The 24,907-nt window shown below is 44.7% G+C and carries 23 protein-coding genes; 15 read left to right on the top strand and 8 right to left on the bottom strand.

Annotation, left to right across the window (positions count from 1 at the left end; translation table 11 throughout):
- Positions 1-32: 32 nt before the first annotated feature.
- A complete protein-coding gene (gene dusB / locus ACU6U9_RS15075) occupies positions 33-1,019 on the bottom strand; it encodes a tRNA dihydrouridine synthase DusB (RefSeq protein WP_446735085.1) in 987 nt (328 codons plus the stop codon).
- 394 nt (positions 1,020-1,413) lie between these two features.
- On the opposite strand from dusB, the gene ACU6U9_RS15070 reads away from it, so the two are divergent.
- Positions 1,414-2,736, top strand: a complete 1,323-nt coding sequence (locus ACU6U9_RS15070; RefSeq protein ID WP_446735836.1) for a Na+/H+ antiporter NhaC family protein — start codon at positions 1,414-1,416, stop codon at positions 2,734-2,736.
- Positions 2,737-2,827: 91 nt separating this feature from the next.
- Here the strand turns inward: ACU6U9_RS15070 and ACU6U9_RS15065 are convergent, their stop codons facing one another.
- The 6 genes from ACU6U9_RS15065 to ACU6U9_RS15040 form a co-directional block, all read right to left on the bottom strand.
- The gene (locus tag ACU6U9_RS15065; RefSeq protein ID WP_446735835.1) at positions 2,828-3,997 is read right to left on the bottom strand and encodes a zinc-ribbon and DUF3426 domain-containing protein; all 1,170 of its coding nucleotides are present in this window, start codon (positions 3,995-3,997) and stop codon (positions 2,828-2,830) included.
- Positions 3,998-4,047: 50 nt separating this feature from the next.
- Entirely contained in the window at positions 4,048-4,941 is an 894-nt protein-coding gene (prmA, locus tag ACU6U9_RS15060; protein ID WP_446735834.1) for a 50S ribosomal protein L11 methyltransferase, read from the bottom strand.
- Between the two features lie 12 nt (positions 4,942-4,953).
- Positions 4,954-6,306: an acetyl-CoA carboxylase biotin carboxylase subunit gene (accC, locus tag ACU6U9_RS15055; RefSeq protein ID WP_446735833.1), complete on the bottom strand. Its 1,353-nt coding sequence runs from the start codon at positions 6,304-6,306 to the stop codon at positions 4,954-4,956.
- Between the two features lie 24 nt (positions 6,307-6,330).
- Positions 6,331-6,762 carry an acetyl-CoA carboxylase biotin carboxyl carrier protein gene (gene accB / locus ACU6U9_RS15050; RefSeq protein WP_446735832.1) on the bottom strand — a complete coding sequence of 144 codons (432 nt, stop codon included), beginning with the start codon at positions 6,760-6,762 and terminating at the stop codon, positions 6,331-6,333.
- A 7-nt stretch (positions 6,763-6,769) separates the two neighbouring features.
- Positions 6,770-7,219 carry a type II 3-dehydroquinate dehydratase gene (gene aroQ, locus ACU6U9_RS15045; protein WP_446735831.1) on the bottom strand — a complete coding sequence of 150 codons (450 nt, stop codon included), beginning with the start codon at positions 7,217-7,219 and terminating at the stop codon, positions 6,770-6,772.
- Between the two features lie 127 nt (positions 7,220-7,346).
- On the bottom strand, positions 7,347-8,963 hold the full coding sequence (locus ACU6U9_RS15040; protein ID WP_446735830.1) for a GGDEF domain-containing response regulator: 1,617 nt from the start codon (positions 8,961-8,963) through the stop codon (positions 7,347-7,349).
- 161 nt (positions 8,964-9,124) lie between these two features.
- Here ACU6U9_RS15040 and ACU6U9_RS15035 point away from each other — a divergent pair, with 161 nt between their 5' ends.
- The 9 genes from ACU6U9_RS15035 to ACU6U9_RS14995 all read left to right on the top strand — a co-directional run bounded on the left by ACU6U9_RS15035 (position 9,125) and on the right by ACU6U9_RS14995 (position 15,976).
- Complete coding sequence (locus ACU6U9_RS15035) at positions 9,125-9,844, top strand: transglutaminase-like cysteine peptidase (protein WP_446735829.1); 720 nt, start codon at positions 9,125-9,127, stop codon at positions 9,842-9,844.
- A 20-nt stretch (positions 9,845-9,864) separates the two neighbouring features.
- Positions 9,865-11,715, top strand: a complete 1,851-nt coding sequence (locus ACU6U9_RS15030; RefSeq protein WP_446735828.1) for a LapD/MoxY N-terminal periplasmic domain-containing protein — start codon at positions 9,865-9,867, stop codon at positions 11,713-11,715.
- On the top strand, positions 11,663-11,851 hold the full coding sequence (locus ACU6U9_RS15025; protein ID WP_446735827.1) for an EAL domain-containing protein: 189 nt from the start codon (positions 11,663-11,665) through the stop codon (positions 11,849-11,851). Before ACU6U9_RS15030 ends, ACU6U9_RS15025 begins: the two co-directional genes overlap by 53 nt.
- A 99-nt stretch (positions 11,852-11,950) precedes the next feature.
- Positions 11,951-12,415, top strand: a complete 465-nt coding sequence (locus tag ACU6U9_RS15020) for a copper chaperone PCu(A)C (RefSeq protein ID WP_446735826.1) — start codon at positions 11,951-11,953, stop codon at positions 12,413-12,415.
- Positions 12,416-12,418: 3 nt separating this feature from the next.
- Entirely contained in the window at positions 12,419-13,444 is a 1,026-nt protein-coding gene (locus ACU6U9_RS15015) for a DUF2333 family protein (RefSeq protein WP_446735825.1), read from the top strand.
- A 153-nt stretch (positions 13,445-13,597) separates the two neighbouring features.
- The gene (locus ACU6U9_RS15010; RefSeq protein ID WP_446735824.1) at positions 13,598-13,888 is read left to right on the top strand and encodes a hypothetical protein; all 291 of its coding nucleotides are present in this window, start codon (positions 13,598-13,600) and stop codon (positions 13,886-13,888) included.
- A 50-nt stretch (positions 13,889-13,938) separates the two neighbouring features.
- Positions 13,939-14,646 carry a pseudouridine synthase gene (locus ACU6U9_RS15005; protein WP_446735823.1) on the top strand — a complete coding sequence of 236 codons (708 nt, stop codon included), beginning with the start codon at positions 13,939-13,941 and terminating at the stop codon, positions 14,644-14,646.
- Between the two features lie 11 nt (positions 14,647-14,657).
- Positions 14,658-15,374 (top strand): ZIP family metal transporter, encoded by a 717-nt coding sequence (locus tag ACU6U9_RS15000; protein WP_446735822.1) that lies wholly within the window; start codon positions 14,658-14,660, stop codon positions 15,372-15,374.
- Positions 15,375-15,406: 32 nt separating this feature from the next.
- The gene (locus ACU6U9_RS14995) at positions 15,407-15,976 is read left to right on the top strand and encodes a gamma-glutamylcyclotransferase (RefSeq protein ID WP_446735821.1); all 570 of its coding nucleotides are present in this window, start codon (positions 15,407-15,409) and stop codon (positions 15,974-15,976) included.
- 38 nt (positions 15,977-16,014) lie between these two features.
- Here ACU6U9_RS14995 and ACU6U9_RS14990 read toward each other — a convergent pair whose 3' ends face one another.
- The gene (locus ACU6U9_RS14990) at positions 16,015-17,100 is read right to left on the bottom strand and encodes a trypsin-like peptidase domain-containing protein (protein ID WP_446735820.1); all 1,086 of its coding nucleotides are present in this window, start codon (positions 17,098-17,100) and stop codon (positions 16,015-16,017) included.
- Between the two features lie 53 nt (positions 17,101-17,153).
- Here ACU6U9_RS14990 and ACU6U9_RS14985 point away from each other — a divergent pair, with 53 nt between their 5' ends.
- The 5 genes from ACU6U9_RS14985 to ACU6U9_RS14965 all read left to right on the top strand — a co-directional run bounded on the left by ACU6U9_RS14985 (position 17,154) and on the right by ACU6U9_RS14965 (position 23,512).
- Positions 17,154-17,909 (top strand): Nif3-like dinuclear metal center hexameric protein, encoded by a 756-nt coding sequence (locus ACU6U9_RS14985; RefSeq protein WP_446735819.1) that lies wholly within the window; start codon positions 17,154-17,156, stop codon positions 17,907-17,909.
- 70 nt (positions 17,910-17,979) lie between these two features.
- Positions 17,980-18,795, top strand: coding sequence for a crotonase/enoyl-CoA hydratase family protein (locus ACU6U9_RS14980; protein WP_446735818.1), 816 nt, complete (start codon positions 17,980-17,982; stop codon positions 18,793-18,795).
- 441 nt (positions 18,796-19,236) lie between these two features.
- Positions 19,237-21,042 (top strand): acyl-CoA dehydrogenase C-terminal domain-containing protein, encoded by a 1,806-nt coding sequence (locus tag ACU6U9_RS14975; protein WP_446735817.1) that lies wholly within the window; start codon positions 19,237-19,239, stop codon positions 21,040-21,042.
- A 264-nt stretch (positions 21,043-21,306) separates the two neighbouring features.
- Positions 21,307-23,091: an acyl-CoA dehydrogenase C-terminal domain-containing protein gene (locus ACU6U9_RS14970; RefSeq protein ID WP_446735816.1), complete on the top strand. Its 1,785-nt coding sequence runs from the start codon at positions 21,307-21,309 to the stop codon at positions 23,089-23,091.
- A gap of 145 nt (positions 23,092-23,236) precedes the next feature.
- Positions 23,237-23,512: a hypothetical protein gene (locus ACU6U9_RS14965; RefSeq protein ID WP_446735815.1), complete on the top strand. Its 276-nt coding sequence runs from the start codon at positions 23,237-23,239 to the stop codon at positions 23,510-23,512.
- The last annotated feature ends 1,395 nt before the right edge of the window (positions 23,513-24,907 follow it).

The raw sequence follows: 24,907 nt of genomic DNA, 5'->3' as shown, positions 1-24,907 counted from the left end.
AGGGTTATTTACCACAGGTGCTTCATGGGTACTCATGCCGCTATTTCCTTCCCCAAAAGTTGATCGAAAAATATGTTTATTAATTCTATTTGTTCTTCCTGGCTTTCGAGTTGATTAAAGCGACGACGAACATCGCGATTATCATCTTGTGCCTGGAGGTACCAACCCACGTGCTTACGTGCGATTCGCACACCGAGGTATGTGCCGTAAAATTCATATAACCCCTGCATATGGTTCAGCAGGATGGTTTTGACTTCTAGTATCTTCGGTGCCGCTAAATGCTGGCCAGTTTTTAAAAAGTGATCAATTTCTCTGAATATCCAAGGACGCCCTTGAGCCGCGCGGCCCAACATAACGCCATCGGCTCCAGTAAAATCGAGCACGGCTTTAGCTTGTTCAGGAGTCGTAATGTCTCCATTGGCTAAAACGGGAATCGATACCATTTGCTTAATGCGCTTGATGGTGTCGTATTCCACTTGTCCTTTATAGCCGCAGCTGCGTGTTCGACCATGAATGGCCAGTGCACGAATACCTGTTTGCTCGGCTAACAATGCAAGATCGGGAGCATTTTTATGTTCTGGTGCCCAACCGGTTCGCATTTTCAATGTTACTGGGACATCTACGGCCTCAACTACGGCTTGTAGTATGTCCTTCACGAGAGGCTCGTCTTTCATCAATGCACTGCCAGCGGCTTTGTTGCACACTTTTTTAGCAGGGCATCCCATATTGATGTCAACGATTTGAGCACCATGTAATACAGCCATTTTGGCCGCATTGGCCATCATGTCAGGATCACCACCGGCAATTTGTACCGATATGGGCTCAATTTCTCCCGTGTGATCTAAGCGAGTTTTGGATTTACGGCTGTTCCATAAATTCACGTCACTTGTGATCATTTCACTCACAACCAAGCCTGCACCCAGTTCACGACAGAGCTGTCGAAAGGGTCGATCTGTGACGCCTGCCATAGGGGCAAGAACCACGGGCGACTCAATTTGGTAAGGGCCAATTTGAAACATGTGTGATAGTTGGTTGTTTTTTGCTCGTTTAAGGGCGGCTATCATACTCGTAAACTCACAGGGGTTAAAGGCTTGACAGGGCATGTTTTAAGCAAATTGTTGATTAAATTTTCCACAGAAATTGAGACAAAATTGTCAAGGGGAAAGCAACGTTTTTTGAGGATATTTTACCAGCTTAGTGGCAATCTTTCGCTGGCTTCGGCCTCGCATCCAGTGTATGCAAGGGGTACAATTCGCGCCTTTATTTTTCTGCAGTTTGCAGATGAAGCGATGAGTGTCTCAAGTTTAGTGCCTCAAAAGGGCAAGCTAAGCGTTATTAAGGGGGCACTAAGTCTGGCCAATGACAAAATCACACTAATGGTTTGTCTTACGTCTATTATCACGAGTAATTAGCATGACGATTAAATCCCCTTGGGCACTGTTGCCCATGTTTCTGTTTATGGCGCTGTTTATCGGCAGTGGTTTGTATTATCAAGCGGCTGGTGTTGAATTTGCGTTTTATAAAATATCCGCGCCTGTTGCCATATTGCCCGCCATTATTCTTGCGCTGTTATTAGCAAAAGGCAGTGTTAACCAGCGTGTTGAAAGCTTTATTCAAGGTTGCGCTAATCCGACCATCGTTACCATGTTGTTGATTTTCCTATTAGCGGGTGGTTTTGCCAGTGTGGCAAAGGCCATTGGTGGTGTGGATGCGGTGGTGAATTTGAGTTTGGATATCATCCCATCATCATTTGTATTGCCTGGCTTGTTCATCATGACAGCGTTTATGGCAACGGCTATGGGCACGTCGATGGGCTCGATTGCTGCGGTGGCACCAATAGCAGTGGGCATCGCAGAAGCCTCTGATTTATCCATGGTGTTAACCGTTGGCACGGTAATCGGCGGCGCTATGTTTGGCGATAACTTGTCGATTATTTCAGACACCACGATTGCAGCAACCCGTACTCAGGGTTGTAACATGCGCGATAAGTTTCGTTTGAACTTTAAGATCGCGATTCCAGCGGCGTTGCTGACCATCATTTGGTTGTACATTCAGGGCGACGCGGCGCAAGTGAACGTAGACCCAAGTACCTCGGCTATTAAGATGTTGCCGTATTTATTGGTATTGGTGTTAGCGGTATCGGGTATGAATGTATTGGTGGTGTTATTAACCGGCATCGTTGTGGCCGGTTTGATTGGCTTATGGCAAGTACCTGATTACACGTTAGCGGTATGGTCTAGCGACATTTATAAGGGTTACAGCAATATGCAGGAAATCCTTATTCTTTCGTTATTTATTGGCGGGTTGGGTGCCATGATGAAAGTGGGCGGTGGCCTTGATTGGTTGGCTGCGCAATTAGACCGCTTAACCCGTGAACAAGCTGACCCTAAAGCGCATCGCCGTATGGGGGAGTTGAGCATTGCGACGGGTGTGGCGCTTGTGAATACCTGTACGGCTAATAATACGGTGGCGATTTTAATTGCAGGCAGTTTAGCAAAAGATATTTCCGGCCGTTATGGCGTGGACCCAAAGCGCAGCGCCAGTATTATGGATATTAGCTCGTGTGTGATTCAGGGTATTTTACCCTACGGTGCGCAAATGTTATTAGCGGCCAGTTTGTCTGGGTTATCGCCTTTAGCATTGGTAAGTGCAGTGGTGTATTGCTGGTGCTTAGGCTTGGTGATGATTGGGTCGATTATTTTGGGTCGCCCAAGTGGCCAGAAACAAGCTGCGTAGAATGCAGTGCGTATGACACTCAATAAAAATGGCCCTTTTTAGGGCCATTTTTTATATGCGTATATTTGATGATTGTTTTAAGGTTTAGGCTTTAAGGCGCAATGAAGCGTACTTGGTAGCTATTTGCTTTAGGACCGGGGTCTTTGATCTCAAGCGCAATGTGGACTGGTGTATCAATGGGCATCATGGACAAGCCGGATGCTTCACCTGCCAAGTATTCACGAGGCAAGAATAAACGGTGGGCCATAACTTTTTCGTTTTTGTCTGTAAATGTCAGTTCTAATTTGGGGAATGCTTGCTCGTAAGAAGCGTGATTCATGAACAGGACATCGACAGACAGCGCGTCTTTAAATTTCGGGTGTGAACTCACTTGCGGGCTGGCCGTTGTGCGAATCTTAGTTACATCATAACTCGATGGTAAGCGACAGCTAAGATGCTCACAGACCATTGCATAATAAGGGCGGTATTGATTCATGCGCGCCCACTGATCAAAATTGAAGTAAGCCATTTGCGCAGATAAACCCGCGACTAAAAGGATGCTGGCGGTGGCCAATAACCAAAACTGTCGGCGGCTGGCTTTGTTTGGCAAGCTTAAGTCCAGTGGGTCAGATTCGATATAAGAGAACGTCGGCGCCGAAGGCATCGGTTTGGGCTTGATGACTTTTTTCTGCGCTTCTTTCACATCGGCATCGTCTGAATCATTGAGCAGTGATTCAGCCCATGATTCGTCACTGCTGGTATTTGTGGATTCAACTTTCTCTTCCAGTTTATCGCTTTCGGTAAAAAACGGGTCTGCGTGGTCTTGGGTGTTTAACGATAAAAAATCTTCGTTCAGGTCATTAATGATCGGTGTTTTACGGCCGTAATCGTCGTCAATTAATGCGTCATCATCAATGCCGTTGTCATCATCGATTAAGCCGTTGTCGTCATCAATTAAAAAGTCATCACTGTCGTCGTCATCATTATTTTGAATGGGTTTGAGGGTATCAAATCGCTCATCCAGTGACGGTTTTGCAGGCGGTGCTTTTTTGACGTTGGTGGCAGACTGCAATGGTTTCGCGTCGCTACCAAACATGTCTTTAGTGCGATCATCTTGAATAGTTGGCTCGGGGGTTTTGCTGATTTGAAAATGATCGGTTGCACGAAACACATGCAAACACGCACCACAGCGTACAGCGCCTTTAGCAACTTTCAGCTGGGTAGGGCTAACACGAAATGTCGTGTCGCACTTAGGGCACTTTGTGATTTGTGTTTGGTTCATGGTCGTAAGCTAAATTTCCAATCTATTCGTTGCGGCTTAAGTACATTGCATTATGCAAACTTAGTGGCATCAATACGTACCCAGCCATCGTCTTCTTTTATTAAGTTAATGGTGCAATTCTCTGCATAGGCATCAGCTACTTCTTGAGCTTGGCTTGCTAAAATACCAGAAAGCACCAATAGCCCGCCGGGTAATAAGTAAGACAAAATGGCGTTTTTAAGTTCCACCAAGGGTCCGGCTAAAATATTGGCCAGTACCATGTCGGCTTGATAACTTGGCGCGTCTTCAGGCAGATAAAATTCAACCGTGTCCATGCTGACGTTATTGCGCTCGGTGTTTTCATTACTGGCTAAGATAGCCTGTGGGTCGATGTCGATGCCCACTAAATGTTTGGCGCCTAATATCATCGCTGCAACACCCAAGATGCCAGAGCCACAGCCAAAGTCCACTACGGTTTTACCGCTCACATCTTGGCCATCTAACCATTTAAGGCATAAAGAAGTGGTTGGGTGCGTCCCCGTGCCAAACGCCAAGCCCGGATCCAGTTTTAAATTGACCGCGTCTGGGTCAGTAGGCTTTAGCCAGCTCGGGCAGATCCACAAACGCTTACCAAACGGCATGGGTTTGAAGGTATCCATCCATTCGCGAATCCAGTCTTTGTCTTCTACCAGTTCCAGTTTGTAGTTAGGAAATGGCTTGTTGTATTCGGTTTGATAGATGTCAGCCAGTTGCAGCATTTGCGCATCGACAGGTTGTTCAGCCTCAAATAAAGCCCATAAATTGACGTTATCCCACAGCGGTGTGGTACCGAGTGGTGGCTCGTAAATGGGCTGATTAGCGCCATCGCGCATGGTCACGGCTTGTGCGCCGATGGCCATTAACAGGTCTTCGATCTCTGCACTTTGGTCGGCAGTAATGTCTACGATGGCTTGTATCCAGGGCATGGGTTCTATCTTTTATTTCGTTGTGTTGGCCAGTTTATTGGTCAAGAAGTGAATGTCGACACTGCCTTGCTGAAACTGGGAGCTGCGGATGAGTTCTTGCTGTAATGGAATGTTGCTTCTGATTCCATTGATGACGATTTCATCCAGTGCATTGCGCATGCGTAAGCGCGCACTTTCTCTATCGGGCCCGTAACTAATGACTTTCGCCACCAGTGAGTCGTAATAGGGCGGCACACTATAGCCATTATAAAGGTGAGAATCTACTCTAATCCCAAGGCCACCAGGGGCATGGAACAAGTTGACTTTACCTGGGCTTGGCGTAAATGTTTTTGGGTCTTCAGCGTTGATGCGACATTCGATGGCGTGGCCTTTTATTTCAATGTCGCTTTGTTTGAACGACAAACCCATGCCCGAGGCAATTAATAGCTGTTCTTTTATGATATCGACGCCTGTGACCATTTCACTCACAGGGTGCTCCACTTGCACACGGGTATTCATTTCAATGAAGAAGAATTCACCGTCCTGATATAAAAATTCAAATGTGCCCGCGCCTTCATAGCCGATATCAATACACGCCTGTACGCAACGTTTAGCCACTTTGTTGCGAATTTTTTCAGGAATATCAGGTGCTGGGGCTTCTTCTATGATCTTTTGATTACGACGCTGAATCGAACAATCACGATCGCCCAAATGAATGGCGTGACCGTTACCATCGGCCAACACCTGAACTTCAATGTGACGAGGTGTTTCTAGAAATTTTTCTAAGTAAACTTTGTCGCTGCCAAACGCCGCCTTGGCTTCGCTTTGTGTTAGGTAAATACCGTTCGAAAGGGCCGCTTCACTGTGAACCACTTTCATACCGCGACCACCACCACCTGCGGCGGCTTTAATAATGACAGGGTAACCAATATCATCGGCGAGTTTTTTAATATCGGTTTTAGCGTTAATGGCACCCGTGCCCGGGACAGTGGGAATGCCCGCTTTTTTCATGGCGTCACGGGCGGCGACTTTGTCGCCCATAATGCGTATAACGGCTGCGCTGGGGCCGATAAACTTAAACCCTGAATTTTCTACTTGTTCGGCAAAGTCTGCGCTTTCGGCTAAAAACCCATAACCGGGATGAATGGCGGTGGCGTCAGTGACTTCAGCGGCGCTAATAATCGCTGCGGCGTTTAGGTAGCTGTCTTTTGAATTATTTGGGCCAATGCAGACGCTTTCATCGGCTAAGCGAACATGCATGAGATCGCGGTCAACGCTGGAATGCACCGCCACGGTTTTAATACCCATTTCTTTACAGGCTCGCAAAATACGAAGGGCAATTTCACCTCGGTTTGCGATAACAATTTTTTTCAATAAGCTGGCCATGATAGTCCTTGCGCAAGCCCGAAGTTAAACGATGGTGAACAAGGCTTGATCGAATTCAACGGGTTGGCCGTCTTCACTTAAAATGGCCTCAATTACACCTGTTTTATCGGCTTCAATTTGATTCATCATTTTCATGGCTTCAATGATGCAAATGACATCGCCTTTTTTCACGGCTTGGCCCACGTCAACAAACGCAGGAGAGCTTGGGCTTGGGCTGCGATAAAGCGTGCCTACCATGGGTGATTTTACAATATGCCCAGAATGCTTGGGTTTGCTTTCAGCTTTAGTCGCGGGTTCAGGGTTGACCAAATGCTGGGCCACTTGAAGCGGTGCAGCTACGGCTTGGGTAAGCTCACGCTTTAGCACAATGCGGCTGTCTTTCTCTGTGATATCTAGCTCAGACAAAGAGGAGGCTTCCATGAGTGCAATGATTTGCTCGAGTTCTTTGATATCCATGGTCAGCCTATTTCTTTTTGTTGTTGAGTAAGTTCATGGCGCTTTGTAGCGCCAATTGATAACCCTGAATGCCTAAGCCGCAAATCACCCCAACGGCGACATCACTAAAAAAACTGTGATGGCGAAACGCTTCACGGGCATGCACGTTTGAAATATGCACTTCGATGAAGGGAATATTCACGCCCATGATGGCATCACGAATGGCCACACTGGTATGGGTGAAGGCGGCTGGATTGATAATGATAAAATCAATGCCTTCGGTGCGTGCTTCGTGAATGCGTTCAATAAGCTCGTATTCAGCATTACTTTGTAAGCTTAAAAGGTGATGACCGTTTTCTTTTGCTAGTTGAACTAGGCTTTCGTTTACGTCGTCTAATGTATCTGAGCCATAAATTTCTGGCTCGCGTGTGCCAAGTAAATTTAAGTTAGGGCCATGCAGAACCAGAATCGACGCCATAATGTGAACTCATAAAGAAGTAGAAAGAAATTCACTTTAGTTTGCCTAATGGTGTGGGTGCTGTCTAGCGCCTATGGGCAAAAGCCGTAAAGGGTTCACAGCTTTTGAAAGAAAAGTGCGGTGTGATTTACTCAAGGTAAATCTGTACGTTGTTGCGGCCTTGTTTTTTTGCTTCATAAAGTGCTTGGTCAGCGTGTTCAATAATGGCATCGGCGTTATGTCCGTTAAAGCTGCAAATGCCGCATGAAAAACTCACTTGGAACTCTTGATCGTCGGCATTGTGGTCCAATTGACTGAAGACTTGGCGAATATCATTCATGACGGCCATGGCTTGCTCTTCATTTGTGTCTGGCAGAATAACAGCAAATTCTTCACCGCCGTAACGGCCAATGCTGTCAGAGCTACGTAGGCGTTGCTTTAAAAAAAGTGACAGCGCAAGAATCACTTTATCGCCAACAGGGTGGCCATAATTGTCGTTAATCTTTTTGAAGAAATCGATATCCACCATCGCAAAGCTCAGCTGTTGTTTTTTCTCTTTAGCTTGCCGACACGATTGCTTGAGCTTATCTAGGATAAAGGTGTGATTTAAAAGGCCGGTTAGGCTGTCTTTTGCGATGAGGTTATTGAGCACTCTTGCCCGACGAGCCCGATTTTCAACTGAGATTGCCAAATGATTGGGGTTAATGGGCTTTGTTAAAAAGTCATCTCCGCCACGGCTCATGGCATTGAGCTGAACGTCGATATTATCTTCACCAGACAAAAATAAGATGGGCACGCCGATATACTGTGCTTGTTGCCGAATCACGCCTGCCACTTCGGTGCCGCTGCAACCTGGCATGTACATGTCCATAACAATGATTTCAGGCCGGAAGTCCTCAAGGGCCTTTAAAATTAATAACGGGTCAGTAATAACATGGGTTTCCATGCCGGCCTTGGACAAGGCTTTTTCACAGAAAAAGGCTTGGCTTTTAGAGTCATCCACAATCAAAACTTTATGAGGTTCTTCTGGTTTGGATGAGTAGTGTTTTTCCACAGCCCTAATTAGTTGGCTAACGGGCGGGCGAACAAAGAAGCGCAGACCGCCTGCTCGATGGGCTTCGAGTCGCTGCTCAATACTGGCGGTTTCTTCTTGAGTGATGAATATCATCGGGATATTGGACTGCTTTAATTTTGCAAAGTGGCTCATAAGCTCTAAGCCGTTGTGGTTTCGTACAAAGTGAATATCAATGATGAATGCGCTTGGGTTGTACTGCTCTTGCAGGCGATAAAAGTGTTCATTGTCATTGGCTGCGATATTTACCATGCCAAAATGATTGAACTGTTGAGTGAGCTTTTCAGCATATTCAGGTGATACAGCCAATAATATGGGTCTAGCTTCTGGGATATTTTTGATGTTTTTACTGCTTTTGATGTCGCTATGACGCATTGTACTTTGGCTTAATTGGTCTATTTCAGCTTGTAATGTTTCCTGTTCTGACGGGTCTATTTTTCCCGCTTTATGGGCTTCGTTTAATAAATCTAAAATCTGTAATGCTTTGTCATGCTGATGGTGAATATTAAAACGCAGACTGTGACGCATGAGTTTTTCACATTCATCAATTAATTTTGGCAGGTGTTCGGCTGTTAAGCCGTGATCACAGCTGACGCGCCATAGGTTAAGCAGCACTCGAATTTGATTGCTGACTCGACTGGCAAAATGCCTTTTTAAGGCGTTTGAGGCGGACTCTTTCTCAATGTGGCTCATAGCTGACCTGAATCAAACTTTACTCTATAACTCTAGCAAGTATTTTCATATATGAAGGGTCTGTTGTTTATATTGAGAACTGTCGTTCAATTAGTCCCACAAATAGCCAGCCCTCACCTATAGTTATAGATTATTAACATTGTTTTGAGATGTACTTTGTTATGGCGTCACAGGGAATATACAGGCAACGCGTATTAGCGATGGCGTTTGCTTTGGCAATGGGTTGTTTAGTCGTCGCACAAGGTAACCAAAGACTGTTAGGGGCCGCCATGATTCAGCAGGTTGAAACGTTGTTTGGCGATAAGGGCAAACAAGCGTTTATGCAATGGGCCCAATTTGTGGTTAACCAAGGGGATGAGTATCAGGCTGATAAAGAGCAGCAAACCCTAAATAAGGTTAATCAGTTTTTTAATACCCGCATGGCCTTTGTGAGTGATGAGCAGCATTGGCAGCAGCAAGATTATTGGGCCACACCGCTAGAGTCATTGACCACCCAAGCTGGTGATTGCGAAGATTATGTTATCGCTAAGTATTTTTCGCTTATTCAAGCTGGGGTCCAGCAAGAGAAATTACGCATCACCTATGTTAAAGCATTAAAGTTAAATCAGGCTCATATGGTGCTGTCCTATTATGCCACGCCCAGAAGCGACCCTTTAATACTGGATAATATAAACCCTAAAATATTACCCGCGTCTAAACGCCGAGATTTAGCGCCAGTGTACAGCTTTAACGGCATGGGAATGTGGATTGAGCGCCAAGCAGGGGGCAGTATTAAAGTCGGTAGCGCCAGTCGCTTAAGTATGTGGATGGATGTACTGTTACGCATGCAAGAACAAGGCTTGCAACCTTGGCTCGATTTGCCCGAACCGCAACCAAGATAATAACAATAAGGCCAGTCATTATGAGTATTCGTCGACAACTTGCCCTGTACATTGGATTGCTGATGGTGGTGATTTTATCAGGCAATTTATTGCTCAATATCATTCATTTAAAAAGCCACTTTGAGCAACAGTTACAAGCCCGAGCCGATGAAACGGCCACCACATTAGCGTTAACTTTATCCCAAAGTGCACAGGCAAAAGATGATGCCGCGTTGCGCTCTATGATTGATGTCATGTTTGATCGAGGCCATTTTTCTCTTATTCAGTTTTCTTATACAGGCTCCCAAAATTTGATTGAACGAGGGGGCACAGAGCGTATCGCGGTGCCAAAGTGGTTCAAGTCGGTTATGCGCTTAAACCCAAGCTTTGCTCATGCCGAAGTGATCAATGGTTGGACACAATTGGGGCAGTTAAGTGTGGCCATGCATCAAGGCCCAAGTTATGAACAGTTATGGCGATTAGTTAAAGCAGAGTGTGCGTGGTTCTTATTGATGACATTCATCGTTGTTTATTGCATGCGCATTTTGCTTATTTGGCTGTTGAAGCCCCTCAAGCAGATCGAAGAGCTTGCGCAAAAGCTCTCTCATAATCAGTTTGTACATATTCATGAAAAACCCACCTCTCGAGAGGTACACAGTCTAGTGCAGGCCATGAATCATTTAAGTGATCGTTTACACGCCAGTTTCTTAGCCCATGGGCAGACGGTGCGCAAATTACAGCACGAAACCTTTAATGATGGTTTAACCCAAGTGCTGAATAACAAAGGCTGGGATCAGTACTTATATGACTGGATGAAACATGAACAGTTTGCACCCGGTTGGATAGCGTTACTGCATGTGGATAACTTGATGGCATTAAATGCGAACAAGGGGAAGGCCATTGTTGATGAGCTATTAGTGCAAGTCTCTATGCAGTTAAAAACCGAATCGTCGCTTAATCATGAGCATGTGGGCATTGCGCGTACAGGCGGTGGTGACTTCTGGTTGTTCAGCCCAGACCCGCTTGATAAACAATATGTGACCCGTATCGAGGCGATCCACGACAGCTTAATGCGTTTATCATTAGTGCAGCAGTATAACGCCCAGTTATTTTTGGTCGCGATGCCGGTGCATGAGCCGCAATCACCGGCCAGCCTTAAACATCAATTGGATTTACTATTGCAGCGCAGTAAAAGTCAGCAACAAAGTTTGCTGGTGGGTGCAACGGAGCATCACCCGCTCACCAATTGGGTTGAATGGCAGCAGAGGCTTAAAAGCGCTTTAGCAGATGAAAGTATTCAGCTTTATAGTCAGCCTCTATTTGATGAAACTCATAATGTTATTCAGCAAGAGATTCACTGTCGCTTACTGGAAGAAGATGGCGAAGAGCCTCTTATGGCGGGTTATTTTTGGCCCATGGTCGATAAGCTTAATCTGTCGCAAGAATTTGACCGTTTAATCATTCGTTTATGGCAGCGATTATTTGAAGAGCAAAAAGACAGCCACAAGTTTAATGGTAAATGGGTCTTAAATATTGCAGGTAAAAGCTTAAACGAACCGAGCTTTCGTCAATGGTTTACAGCTCATGTGAGCACGGAGCAATTGAACAACCTAATTATCGAGTGCAGTGAATACACGTTGGCCCATGTCACCGTGAAAACACAAGTGTGGCTACATGAGATGACAGAAAAAGGTTTACGTTTAAGTGTTGATCACGTTGGTACATCCGGAAAAAGTTTTGGTTTTTTGGCGCGCTTTCCGGTTTATCAGGGCAAAATTGAACGACGTTATATTCGAGACATTCATGAACATAAAGACAATGCCTTGTTTTGTGAGTGGCATGATTCAAGTGTTTCAGGCACAAAGTGCTTTATGCTTTGCAGAAGGGGTTGAGAAACAAGAAGAAATAGATGCCTTAATGAAGTTAGGTGTTGATGGCGTAATGGGCTATGCCGTTGGACGACCAAAGTTATTAGAGATACCGCCCGTCAAGCAACAGTCCCCTGTGGCACCGGATGATTCTGTATAGTTAATATTTGTGCCATTTAGCGTGACATGACTAGCACACTCTACAGAAAATGTTTGCTATAGTAGCCTCGCTTGCAACATATTAATTAGGGAGAAACTCATGGGGCGTTTCATTGCAATCGCGTTACTGTTCACATCGTTAAGTGCACAAGCTGACCTTACCATGCTACAAGGACATGTTCGTGCCATGCCGCCAGGTCAACCGAACACAGCCGCATTTATGCAAGTGAAGAACACAGGTAAAGACAGCATCACATTGGTGAGTGCGCAAACCACTGCGGCTAAAAAGAGTGAATTTCATACGCATACCATGAACGAAAAAGGCGTGATGTCTATGACTCAAGTCACCAGCATTACGATCGAGCCGGATCAAACATTTGTATTTAAAAGCGGCGCACATCACGTTATGTTAATGGGCCTTATTCAACCGCTAAAGCCTGGTGCAAGTATTGAATTGTTATTACAAGATTCGACGGGAACCCATTACACGTTTGATGTACCCGTGGTGTCTGTTCTAGATAAAGCCCCCATGAAACATGATCACCATCATCATGGTCAGGAGTAAATTATGCCTAATAACAGTGAGCGGCTTGATCGATTTTTGGAGGCAGGTTGGATGATGCGTGCATTAGTGATTGGCCTGTCGGTGTGTTTTGTGGCCGCGATTGTTGCGGGGATTATTTTTAGCACTGAACCAGAACGCTTTGTGGTGACAGAAGTCGCGTCGAAACATGCAATGGAGCATGACCGTCATCTAGCAACAGGTTACACCACCACCGTGACGCTAATGCACGTGGCGAGCACCTTGCTTGATAAGTCCGGTGGTTATTTAAGCAATGACGTTATGCCGCCTGGCTTGTGGCTGGATAACATTCCTAATTGGGAGTTTGGCGTACTGGTTCAGGTGAGAGACTTAAGCCGTGCATTGCGCAAAGATTTTAGCCGCAGCCAAAGCCAATCTACGGAAGATGTTGACCTTGTTATTGCTGAACCTCAATTTCATTTTGATAATTTATCGTGGGCATTGCCCGATACCGAAGGTGAATACCGCCGTGGTATTGATAAACTCAATAGCTTTGCACTGCGTTTAGCAGACAAACAACAGGCGCAAGCGCAATTTTTTGCCCGTGCCGATAACCTGCGCCAATGGCTTAAAGATGTGGAAACCCGCTTAGGCTCATTAAGCCAGCGCTTAAGCGCCAGTGTGGGACAAAAACGCATCAATGTGGATTTAGCCGGTAGCAACGCGTCAAGTCAAAGCACTGAAAGTGACGATGAGTTTGAAGTGAAAACCCCATGGACAGAAATTGATGATGTTTTTTATGAAGCTCGCGGCAGTGCTTGGGCGTTGATTCATATTCTTAAAGCCATTGAAGTGGATTTTGCTGACGTATTGCATAAAAAGAATGCATTGGTGAGTGTTAAGCAAATTGTACGGGAATTAGAAGCCACCCAAGAAACCGTATGGGCGCCAATGGTGCTTAACGGAAGTGGCTTTGGCATGACCGCTAACCACTCTTTGGTCATGGCCTCTTATTTATCTCGAGCCAATGCTGGCATTATTGATTTAAGGACGCTCTTGTCACAAGGTTAGCCCTCTTCTTTATATTCTGAGGTCACTTTGGCCTCAGATTTTTATCGTAGTACTCTCTTTTTTTCTTCTATCGTTTGCGCGTATTCCACATATGGGAATTTTCTCATCTACACTCTAAGTAGCATGAAAATACATATATGGATGAAGAGCAATATGGACATAGCGGAATACCAAACATTTGTCGCGAAACTAGAGCAACAACTGCAAGCATTACAAAATGAATACATAGCGGACCAGAATAAAAACGCTCAGTTAGTCGGTCCGCTTTTGGCGCTTACCATGTTAGTGAAAAGTGATTTATTGCCCTTTGCGCAAGATCGTTATCAGGTGATTGTCAAAGGCCCTCAGTGGAAAATCGCAGATGACCATATTTTGCAGCTACGTCAAGATGTGGAAACCATGCTCGCAGGCCCAGGTATGTTTACACAGCGCAAACAAGGTTAGTGGCTTTCACTTTATTACGTTAAAATCGCCGCATTAAAGAAGGTAATCTAATGCGGCTTGATAAATATATTTGTGATAACACCACGTTGACACGTTCACTGGCGACCAAGGCGATTAAGTCTGGGCGTATAAAGGTGAACGGCACGAAGCCTAAAAGTGGTTCGCAGAAAATTCAATTAGGGGTTGATCATGTCCTATTTGATCGACAAGAGGTTAAACCTCAGCCGTTAACCCGTTACTTTATGATGAACAAACCCGAAGGCGTTGTCTGTGCCAATAGCGACGGCGACCATGGGCTAGTGTTTGATCTTATGTCCTCTGAAATTAATGTGAATAAACTGCACACAGTTGGTCGTTTAGATAAGGACACAACCGGTTTATTGCTGGTTACTGATGATGGGCAATGGTCCCATCAAATCACCTCGCCTAAGCACCATAAACCGAAAACCTACCGAACATGGTTAATCGCGCCTTTAGTTGATAATGCCGAGCAACAAGTCAAAGACGGTATTTTACTAAAAGATGAAGTGAAACCGACCTTGCCTGCCACGCTACAACGAATCAACGATAACGAAGTGCTGCTAACAATTAGTGAAGGGCGCTACCACCAAGTGAAGCGTATGTTTGCGGCGCTTGGTAATCGAGTCGTGAGGTTGCATCGTGAATCTATAGGTACGCTGAAATTAGATTCCAACCTTGCTCCGGGAGAATACCGCGCATTAACAGAAGCAGAAGTATCAGATCTTATTCGAGTTTAAGGAAATGATTCATGCTTGATTTACAAATAATGCTCATTGTTACGGCATTAGCCGGTTTAGCAATGCCTTTGGGCGCCGTTTTAGCCAGAGTTGAGAATATTCAGTCAGATTGGTTAGAAAGCGAATTTCGCCATAGCATTATTGCATTTGCAGCCGGGGCACTATTGTCTGCTATTGCGCTGGTTTTAGTGCCAGAAGGTATTGAGCATCTATCACCAACTTGGGCCACTACTATGTTTATTCTAGGTGGCTTTGGTTTTATGTTGGTGGATTTAATACTTGATAAGAGTGATACACCTGGGAGCCAGTTAGCGGCTATGCTGGCGGATTTTATTCCTGAATCATTGGCGCTTGGTGCACTGTTTAGTTTGGGGGGCAGTCACGCTATTTTGTTGGCTATTTTAATTGGTTTACAAAACTTCCCTGAAGGTTTTAATGCTTACCGTGAGCTAATGGTTAGTGGTAAATTTACGGCGAAAAAATTACTGTTAGCATTTGTTGGGTTGGCCATGCTTGGTCCACTAGCCGGCTTTATTGGTTACGAATTTTTAGATAAGCGTCCTGAAATATTAGCAGGCATCATGCTATTTGCAGCAGGTGGCATCATGTATTCAATTTTTCAAGATATGGCACCGAACGTAAAACTAAAAGGGCATCGATTTCCGCCAATGGGGGCGGTGTTGGGTTTTGTGCTTGGGTTACTGGGGCACATGCTAACAGGTGGTTAAGTTGATGGTAATTTCTTAAGGTATCGTTTTATATGTCGACAAACACCATTGAGCAAAATCAATCTCGCCAAGCGCTGGATCAATATGATGAAATCTGGTTGTTTGGTTATGGCTCACTTATCTATAAAGTTGATTTTCCGTACTTAGAAAAATCAGTGGCGTATATCTTGGACTGGCAACGTCGTTTTTGGCAAGGTAGCCATGATCACCGTGGTACACCTGAAAACCCGGGTCGGGTCGTGACGTTAATTCCTGCAAAACATGCCCGATGCGATGGCATTGCCTACCGAGTAACGGCCAATGAATTTGTTCACTTAGATCATCGTGAAAAAAATGGTTATTTACGTTATGAAGTACCGTTGATGCTTGTGAATGAACAAGGTGAAACCACGCAAAAAAAAGGTTTAATTTATATTGCCGATGAAAATAATAGTGCGTATTTAGGTGCAGAAAGCGAACAAACGATTGCAGAACACATTGCGAGTTGCAGTGGGCCAAGCGGTGAAAACAGTGAGTATCTTATCTTATTGCACGACGCGTTAGCCGAGCTGGGTGTTGTGGATGAGCATATTGAAAAGATCAGAGCGCACTTAAAATCATAGACGCTCTTTTAGATGCTTATACTCAGACTCTCAAATAATTATTGCGGCAAGCGTTGACCAAGCGTGGCTTCAAACGTTAAAAATTCACCAGCACGAATCGCCCCTAATTGAATTTTATCCCCAGGCATAAGGTTCGCAATTTGGCGCATAGTTGCCGTCCCTTTGTTGGCTTCTTGGCCGTTAAAGTGGGTGACAATATCGCCTTTTAATAAGCCTGCGTCATAGGCTGGGCCATTATCCACAACGCCCACGACGACTTGCCCTTGTAGTTGTTCTGGTAAGCCAAATGCGGTTTTTAACGCAGGCGTTAATTCCTGTGTTTCAAGGCCTAACCAGCCGCGCACAACATAACCATATTTTAGTAAATCTTCCACAACACGCAGTGCGTGATTTAGTGGAATGGCAAAACCAATACCTTGGTTGCCGCCGGACTTGCTATAAATAGCGGTATTGATACCCACCAGTTTGCCATCGGCGTTCACTAAAGCACCACCTGAATTACCAGGGTTCACCGCTGCGTCGGTTTGAATAAAATCTTCGTAAGTACTGATGCCCAATTGGTTGCGCCCCGTAGCACTGACAATGCCCATGGTAACGGTTTGGCCCACACCAAACGGATTGCCAATGGCCAAGCTGATGTCACCTACTTGTAAGGTGTTATCAGATGCAAAATCGATAACGGGTACATTTTCTAAATCAATTTTAAGTAAGGCGATGTCGGTTTCGTTGTCACGGCCAATAACCGCCGCGTTTGCTGTGCGGCCGTCTTGTAAGGCAATGAGAATTTCATCGGCGCCTTCAATGACGTGATAATTGGTAATGATTAAACCTTGATTTGCGATTACAACACCGGAACCCAGACTGTTTTGAATCCGGCTTTTAGGCACTGGCGCACGATCAAAAAAACGGCGAAAGAACGGGTCATTTAATAAAGGGTGCACTTGCTGGCGCACGGTTTTACTGGTGTAAATATTCACAACGGCAGGTGCCGCTAAATTAACCGCAGGTGCGTACGATTTAACCGGGTCGGCGGTCTGATTTGGTTTTGGAATAAAGTGCAGCGCAAGGCTGGCAATAACAAGCCCCATTAAAATTGACCAAGATAAAAAACCAGGCTTTTGCATCTGAGCACCAAATCTTCGAGAATGGGGCAAGTTTACGCAAATGAGTGTGGGATATGAAGCTAAACACGTTGGTGAGTTATTTAAATCGTGAACTGCAAATAGATCAGTATCGTGATTACTGTCCAAATGGCTTGCAGGTGGAAGGCAATAGCGAGGTTAAACGCATCGTAACCGGCGTCACCGCCTGCCAAGATCTCATCGATGCGGCTGTGGCTTATAACGCCGATGCGATTTTGGTTCATCATGGTTACTTTTGGAAAGGTGAGCCAGAAGCCATAGTCGGCATTAAAAAACAGCGTATTCAAACGCTTTTACAGCACGATATTAGCTTACTTGCTTATCACTTGCCCTTAGATGGCCACCCTGTTTTAGGAAACAATGTGCAGCTTGCACAGATGCTCGATTTTGAAATAACGGGCCCAATAGACCCTAACGATAAGCGCGTGCCCGGTAATGTAGGGCGGTTGTTGCGTCCCATGCGAGCAGGTGAATTAAGCGAACACATCGCGCTGCGATTAAACCGCATGCCACAGCATATCGGCGAAGAAGACGATATTATTGAAACCATTGCATGGTGCACAGGCGGCGCACAAAGCTATATGCAATATGCCATTAATCAAGGCATTGATGCGTATTTAACGGGCGAAATAAACGAACCCAGTGTGCACAATGCCCGTGAATCCGGTACGCATTTCTACGCCGCAGGCCATCATGCAACCGAACGTTATGGTGCAAAAGCGCTGGGCGAGCACCTAGCACAAGAGTTCTCATTGAATGTGGAATTTATTGATATCGACAATCCCGTGTAATGGGTTCTAAATGCGGGGTCGATTTACGCCCCGATTTTTGTTTACGATTTATTCATAGAAAGATAACAACATGACCGATACGCGCCGCGTTTTATTAGAAGTTAGCAACCAAATTGCTTATGTGAGCCTTAACCGTCCTGAAAAACACAACGGTTTAGATAAACAAATGTTCCTTGAGTTGGTGCAAACCGCTAAAACCATTCGTAAGGATCGCACCATTCGCTGTGTGATTTTAAAAGGCGAAGGGCCAAGCTTTTGCTCTGGTTTAGACTTCGCAGCCGTGTCGAAAACCCCCACTATGATTCCAACGTTCTTTGCTAAGTTACCTTGGGGTAAAGACAACATGTTTCAGCGTGTGGCCCATGTTTGGCGTGACTTGCCGGTGCCTGTGATTGCTGCGGTTCATGGAAATTGCTTTGGGGGCGGTATGCAGATTATTTTGTGTTGTGATTACCGCATCGCTACGCCTGATGCCAACCTGTCGATTTTAGAAATGAAATGGGGGTTGATTCCGGACATGAGCGCCATGGTGACGTTATCTCGTTTAACTCGAGTCGACATTGCACAAGAACTCACCATGACAGGTCGTTTTTTCAGCGGTCTAGAAGGCGCCGAATACGGCTTGATTAGTAAAGTCAGCTCAGACCCATTGGCGCAAGCCCAAGCGCTGGCTGAGGTGATTTGTAAAAAAAGCCCAGACGCCATCGCCGCGACCAAGTACTTGTTCAAAAAAACATGGAAAAAAGACACCCGTGGCGCGCTGTTGTGGGAGCGAATTACCCAGTTACGCTTACTAGGACGTAAGAATCAGCGCATCGCCATGGCCAATGGCTTAGCGAAAGAGACAGCCCCAAAACCCTTCAACGACCGTACGTCATTTAAATAATCAATTAAGAAGCGGTTGTTAATTGATAAATATTTTCAAGTAATGAACAGATGCGAAGTGAGAAGGGGGATGAGAACCCCCCTTTATAAGCTCTTGGCGCTGCGCCAGTTAGACGATCACATATTTTTCGAGGTAAATGGATCTATTTTGCTTCTCTATGCGTAAAAACATTCAAACGCTTGTTTGATGGACCCTTTGCGCCCTTGACGCCTTGGAAATCAGACTATACTTGACCAATATTTGAGCGATAAGGCGCAGGCAAAGTCTTGACAAGTTTCACTTGCAAACGTATGTTTCAAACACTTGTTTGAAGTTTATGTCGCATCAGGCCATTTTCACTTACCTAGGCGCTGGTCGACAAATGAGAGATAGGCCCAGTTTTTGGGCTTTTAATGAACAACTAATGGCTCTTGAAGAGCCAAAGTAGGCCAAGAGGTTACCATGCCAGAATATAAAGCTCCCCTACGTGACATCAAATTCGTAATGGACGAAGTGTTAGATATGCCAGGCCATTACGCCAGCTTGTCTGCTTTCGCCGACGTTGCTACTCCAGATATGGTCGATGCGATCCTAGCTGAAGGTTCTAAATTTTGTGAAAACGTGATCGCTCCTCTTAACCGTGTTGGCGACACTGAAGGTTGTACTCGTCATGACGACGGTTCTGTTACAACACCAACTGGCTTTAAAGAAGCTTACAAGCAGTTTGTTGAAGGCGGTTGGCCTTCAATGGCGCACGACGAAGAAGTCGGCGGCCAAGGTCTTCCTGAGTCTCTAGGCACTGTAATGTCTGAGATGGTTGGTACGGCTAACTGGTCTTGGGGCATGTACCCAGGTCTTTCTCACGGTGCAATGAACACCCTTTCTACTTGGGGTACTGCTGAGCAAAAAGAAACCTACCTTACTAAACTAGTAAGCGGCGAATGGACCGGTACCATGTGTCTAACGGAACCTCATTGTGGTTCTGACCTAGGTATTCTTAAGTCTAAAGCTGAGCCAAATGCAGACGGTTCTTACTCTATTTCTGGTACTAAAATCTTCATCTCTGCGGGTGAGCACGACATGGCGGACAACATTGTTCACATCGTTCTAGCTCGTCTACCAGGTGCACCTGAAGGTACTAAAGGTATCTCTTTGTTCATCGTGCCTAAGTTCAACGTGGCTGAAGATGGCTCTGTTGCTGACCGTAACGGCGTGATCTGTGGTTCTATCGAACACAAAATGGGTATCCATGGTAACTCTACTTGTGTAATGAACTTCGACAGCGCTAAAGGTTTCCTAATCGGACCTGAAAACAAAGGCCTAAACTGCATGTTCACGTTCATGAACACGGCACGTATCGGTACTGCACTTCAAGGTGTGACTTCTTGTGAAGGTTCTTTCCAAGGCGCGCTTGCTTACGCGAAAGACCGTCTAGCCATGCGTTCACTTACGGGTACTAAGAACCCTGAAGGTCCTGCTGACCCAATCATTGTTCACCCAGACGTTCGTAAAATGCTTCTAACTCAAAAAGCATTCGCAGAAGCGGGTCGTGCACTTGTTTACATGACGGCACTACAAAACGACATCGTACATAAAGGCGAAACTGAAGAAGATCGTAAAGCGGCTGATGAGCTTCTAGGTCTATTGACTCCAATCGCAAAAGCATTCCTAACGGAAGCGGGTTGTGAGTCTGCGAACCTTGGTGTTCAGGTATTCGGTGGCCACGGTTTCATCGCAGAGTGGGGCATGGAGCAACTAGTACGTGACGCGAAGATCGCTACGATCTACGAAGGCACAACGGGTATCCAAGCGCTTGATCTTCTAGGTCGTAAAGTTCTGATGACTCAAGGTCAATCTTTGAAGAACTTCACTAAAATGATCCACACTTTCTGTAAAGAAGAAGCGGATAACGAAGAACTAGCACCATTTGTAGCTCAACTAACCGAGCTAAACAAAGAATGGGGCGACCTAACCATGAAGATTGGTATGTCTGCTATGAAGAACCGTGACGAAGTTGGTTCTGCATCGGTTGATTACCTAATGTACTCAGGTTACGTAACGCTTGCTTACTTATGGGCTAAAATGGCGAAAGCGGCGCAAGTTTCTTTGGCAGCTGGCACCACAGAAGAAGACTTCTATAAAGCTAAGCTAACGACTGCACGTTTCTACTTTGCTCGCATCTTGCCTCGTACTAAAGGCCACGCTGCGACAATGGTTGCTGGTGCAGAGACGTTGATGGATCTAGATGTTGAACACTTCGCGTTCTAATCTGCTCCCTAAATTGGCGCACTATGCCTCAACTTAGGGCGTAAAGATCAAACAAAAAGCCGTAACCTGAATTGGTTACGGCTTTTTGTTTTTTGGCTTTGACCGCGTACAAAAAATTAGGCTGATTTAACGACGAAAACCGACGAAAACACCAAAACAGCCATCAAAAACGGGTAAACGTTCGCTGATTGTATTAGTATACGCCCCGCGAAAATAAGGTCAGGCGGCGATTTAATGAGCTGCCGATAGTAATGAGGAATTAAAATGCCTGAATATAACGCTCCATTGCGCGACATGCGCTTCTTGCTTAACGAAGTATTCGATGCTCCTAAAATGTGGTCTGAAAACCCACGTTTAGCCGAAGTAGTTGATCCAGATACAGCGGACGCCATCTTAGAAGAAGCGGGCAAAATTTCTGCACAAGTCATTGCACCATTAAACCGTGAAGGCGACGAACACGGCTCTAAATGGAACGACGGCGAAGTCACTGCACCTCCTGGTTTTAAAGAAGCTTACGCCACATACTGCGAAGGCGGTTGGGGTGGTCTGGGTGGTAACCCAGAATTTGACGGCATGGGCATGCCTAAGATGCTTGTGGGTCAAGTTGAAGAAATGATTCAAGGTTCTAACATCTCGTTTGGTTTAGCCCCGATGCTAACAGCGGGCGCGTGCTTATCAATCAATGCACACGGTAGCCAAGAACTAAAAGAAAAATACCTTCCAAACATGTACTCAGGTGTTTGGGCAGGCGCGATGGATTTAACCGAGCCTCATTGTGGTACTGACTTAGGTATTATTCGTACCAAAGCAGAGCCTCAAGCAGATGGTTCTTTCGCGATCTCTGGCACCAAGATTTTCATCACTTGGGGCGAGCACGACATGGCGGAAAACATCATCCACCTTGTGCTAGCAAAACTACCCGGTGCGCCAGCGGGACCTAAAGGCATCTCTTTATTCTTAGTGCCTAAATTCCTAGTAAACGAAGACGGCTCTCTAGGTGAGCGTAACCCATTAAGCTGTGGTTCTATTGAACACAAAATGGGTATCAAGGCTTCGGCTACTTGCGTTATGAATTACGATGGCGCAAAAGGTTGGTTAGTAGGTGAAGAGAACAAAGGCTTAGCCGCCATGTTCACAATGATGAACTACGAGCGTGTTGCTGTAGGTATTCAAGGTTTAGGCGTAGCTGAAAACTCTTACCAAAACGCAGTGACGTACGCCAATGATCGTATTCAGTCGCGTGCTCCGACGGGTAAGCAATTCCCAGACAAAGCCGCTGATCCAATTATTGTTCACCCAGATGTTCGTCGTATGTTGTTAACCATGCGTGCTAACACAGAGGGTTCTCGTGCGTTCTCAACTTACGCATCAAGATGGTTAGACCTTGCTAAGTTCTCTGACGACGAAAACGTTAAGAAAGACGCAGAAGTAATGGTTTCATTACTAACGCCAGTTGTTAAGTCGTTCTTAACTGACCTTGCACTTGAATCCGCCACGGCAGGCCAACAAGTATTTGGTGGTCACGGTTTCATTCGTGAGTGGGGCCAAGAGCAACACGTACGTGATATCCGTATTACCCAAATTTATGAAGGCACTAACGGCATTCAATCGCTTGATTTGATCGGTCGTAAGATCGCAGCAAACGGCGGTGCATCGTTCAAAGTGTACGCACAAGAAATCAATGATTTCATTGCGACACAAGAAGGCAATGCAAAAATGGCTGAATTTATTAACCCATTGAAAGCCGCGTTAGCGAACCTTTCTGACCTAACTGATTGGGTAATGGAAAAAGCACAATCAAATGCAAATGAGATTGGCGCGTCTTCTGTTGAATACTTACAAGTATTTGGTTACACCTCGTTCGCATACATGTATGCAATGATGGCTGAAAAAGCATTAGAAAAAGAAGGCACAGAGCCTTACTACGCGAACAAGCTAGCCACGGCTCGCTTCTTCACTAAGCGCTTGTTACCAAGATACATCTCTCTAAGCGAAGCCGTTAAAGGTGGCGCTGATTGCTTGTATGAAATGACAGCGGATCAATTTTAATTTAATTATTAAAATTTGATAAAGCAAAAAGCCGAATCAGAAATGATTCGGCTTTTTTTATGCAAATGGATGGGCGATATCTTAGGAATGCATGGATGCATATTTCTAGAGAATGTAAATATTTTGATTGAATTAGGTTGTATCAATGAGTGATTGGTTTTGTGTAAGCGCTTGGTATGAAAATGGTGAAACCGAAATTCATTATGAAATTGCTAATGAAGATGGCGAACAGTTCTTTTTTTGGATTGGTGTTAATCTAATAAATGAAAAATTAACCCGAAAAGACGGTAGTGCATTGGATGCGTTTTTTTATGCCGAAGAAGACATGCTTGCGTTGGCCGTGACCATTTTAGATGAAGAGATGGTTGAAGATGTGGAGCATATAGAGATAACCGCTCGGTTATTTAATCGCTATTTTTAGTGGGCAATGCAAGCAGCTCTTCTAATTTTTTGTGGAAGGGCGCTTGCGCGCGATAGAGCAGGACTATAGTTTTGGCTGTTAAATTACGTGAGTGTCTTGTTAGTGAAGTCATTTAAGTGATATTCCTAGTTGGCGGTGAACAACAGTGGCAGCAGTTCTTCAATTTTTTTGTGGGAGGGCGCTTGCGCGCGATAGAGCAAGGCCGGTAGTTTTGGATGTTTAATTACAGTGAGTGTCTTGTTAATGATATGTTCAAGACTTTTATGTGAACAATCAACCTGGAGGGTTAATGAGAGGCTATATAAATGCTTCATTCATCGGGGATGGTGCGATACAGCCTCCGATAATTTCCCGCGGGGTTGGATATGTGAGCAACAAGTATGGCTCATTTAATTTCTTTGATACGATGCATCGAATTGACTTAGGACAAGCAATGATGTCTCAGCGTAGGCATGGGGTGAATTAGTATAATGAATACAATTTTATCTAGAATGAAAGGCTCGCTATTTCTTTGTCTAATAGATGTGTTGCTTTTCTTCTTTGTTTTTTTAGTTATCGAGTGCCTTTACTTAAATAAAGAATTTCTTATTGGGGCGAAATCTGCTTCGGTCTCTACATTCATTCGAGTGATATACCTTCAGGTATTAGTTGAGTTTGTTGTCGTTGCCGTATGTTTTTACTTTACTAAAAATATATATGTGTTGTTTGTTGTGATGATTGCAGTGTTTTTCTCTTATTACTCATTTTTAAGGGGGGAGCTAGTTTCTTTGGAGCAATTATTTGGTTTTGGTTCGTATGGAAAGACAACACCTTCATTTTTGGTTTTTTTAATAAGCTCGTTTTTTACTGTCATATTATTTAAACAGCTTAAATTTTGGTCTTGAGTAAACAATGAAATATGTAGGACACGCACTCAAGTCCAGTCAATTGACTGGGCTTTTTTGTTTTTAAGTTAACTTCCTTTAACAACTAATAAGACAGTCATGTTAAGAAAGCAAAAAAATAAAATGGTTTATCTAGGAGAGGTTTGAAAGCGGCCTATATAAACCTCAACTAATAAGACAGTCATGTTAAAAAAACAAAAAAAATATAATAGTTTATCTGAGAGAGGTTTGAAAACGGCCTAGATAAGCTTTATTTTTTCTAAAATTTATTAGGTGAAAAGTTAAGTGAATGGCTTTTAAACTTGATTTTGAGTAAGGCAGCCACAGGTAATTTCTGAATGATTCAGTCGTGTAATTATTTAAAGGTGCTATTTAAGTAAATAAGGCGTTACTTGATTGAATGCTTGGTCGTCGCTGTCGATTAAAGTGAGGTAGTGAATGGCTTAATTAATTGGGCTCGCCAACTAAATGTTTAAAGCTGGCTTCAAATGTTTGTGATAATTAAATCTAG

The organism is Pseudomonas sp. HK3 (assembly GCF_052920985.1).
The sequence above is the reverse complement of the archived record's forward strand: the minus strand, read 5'-3'. Positions and strand labels throughout refer to the sequence as shown.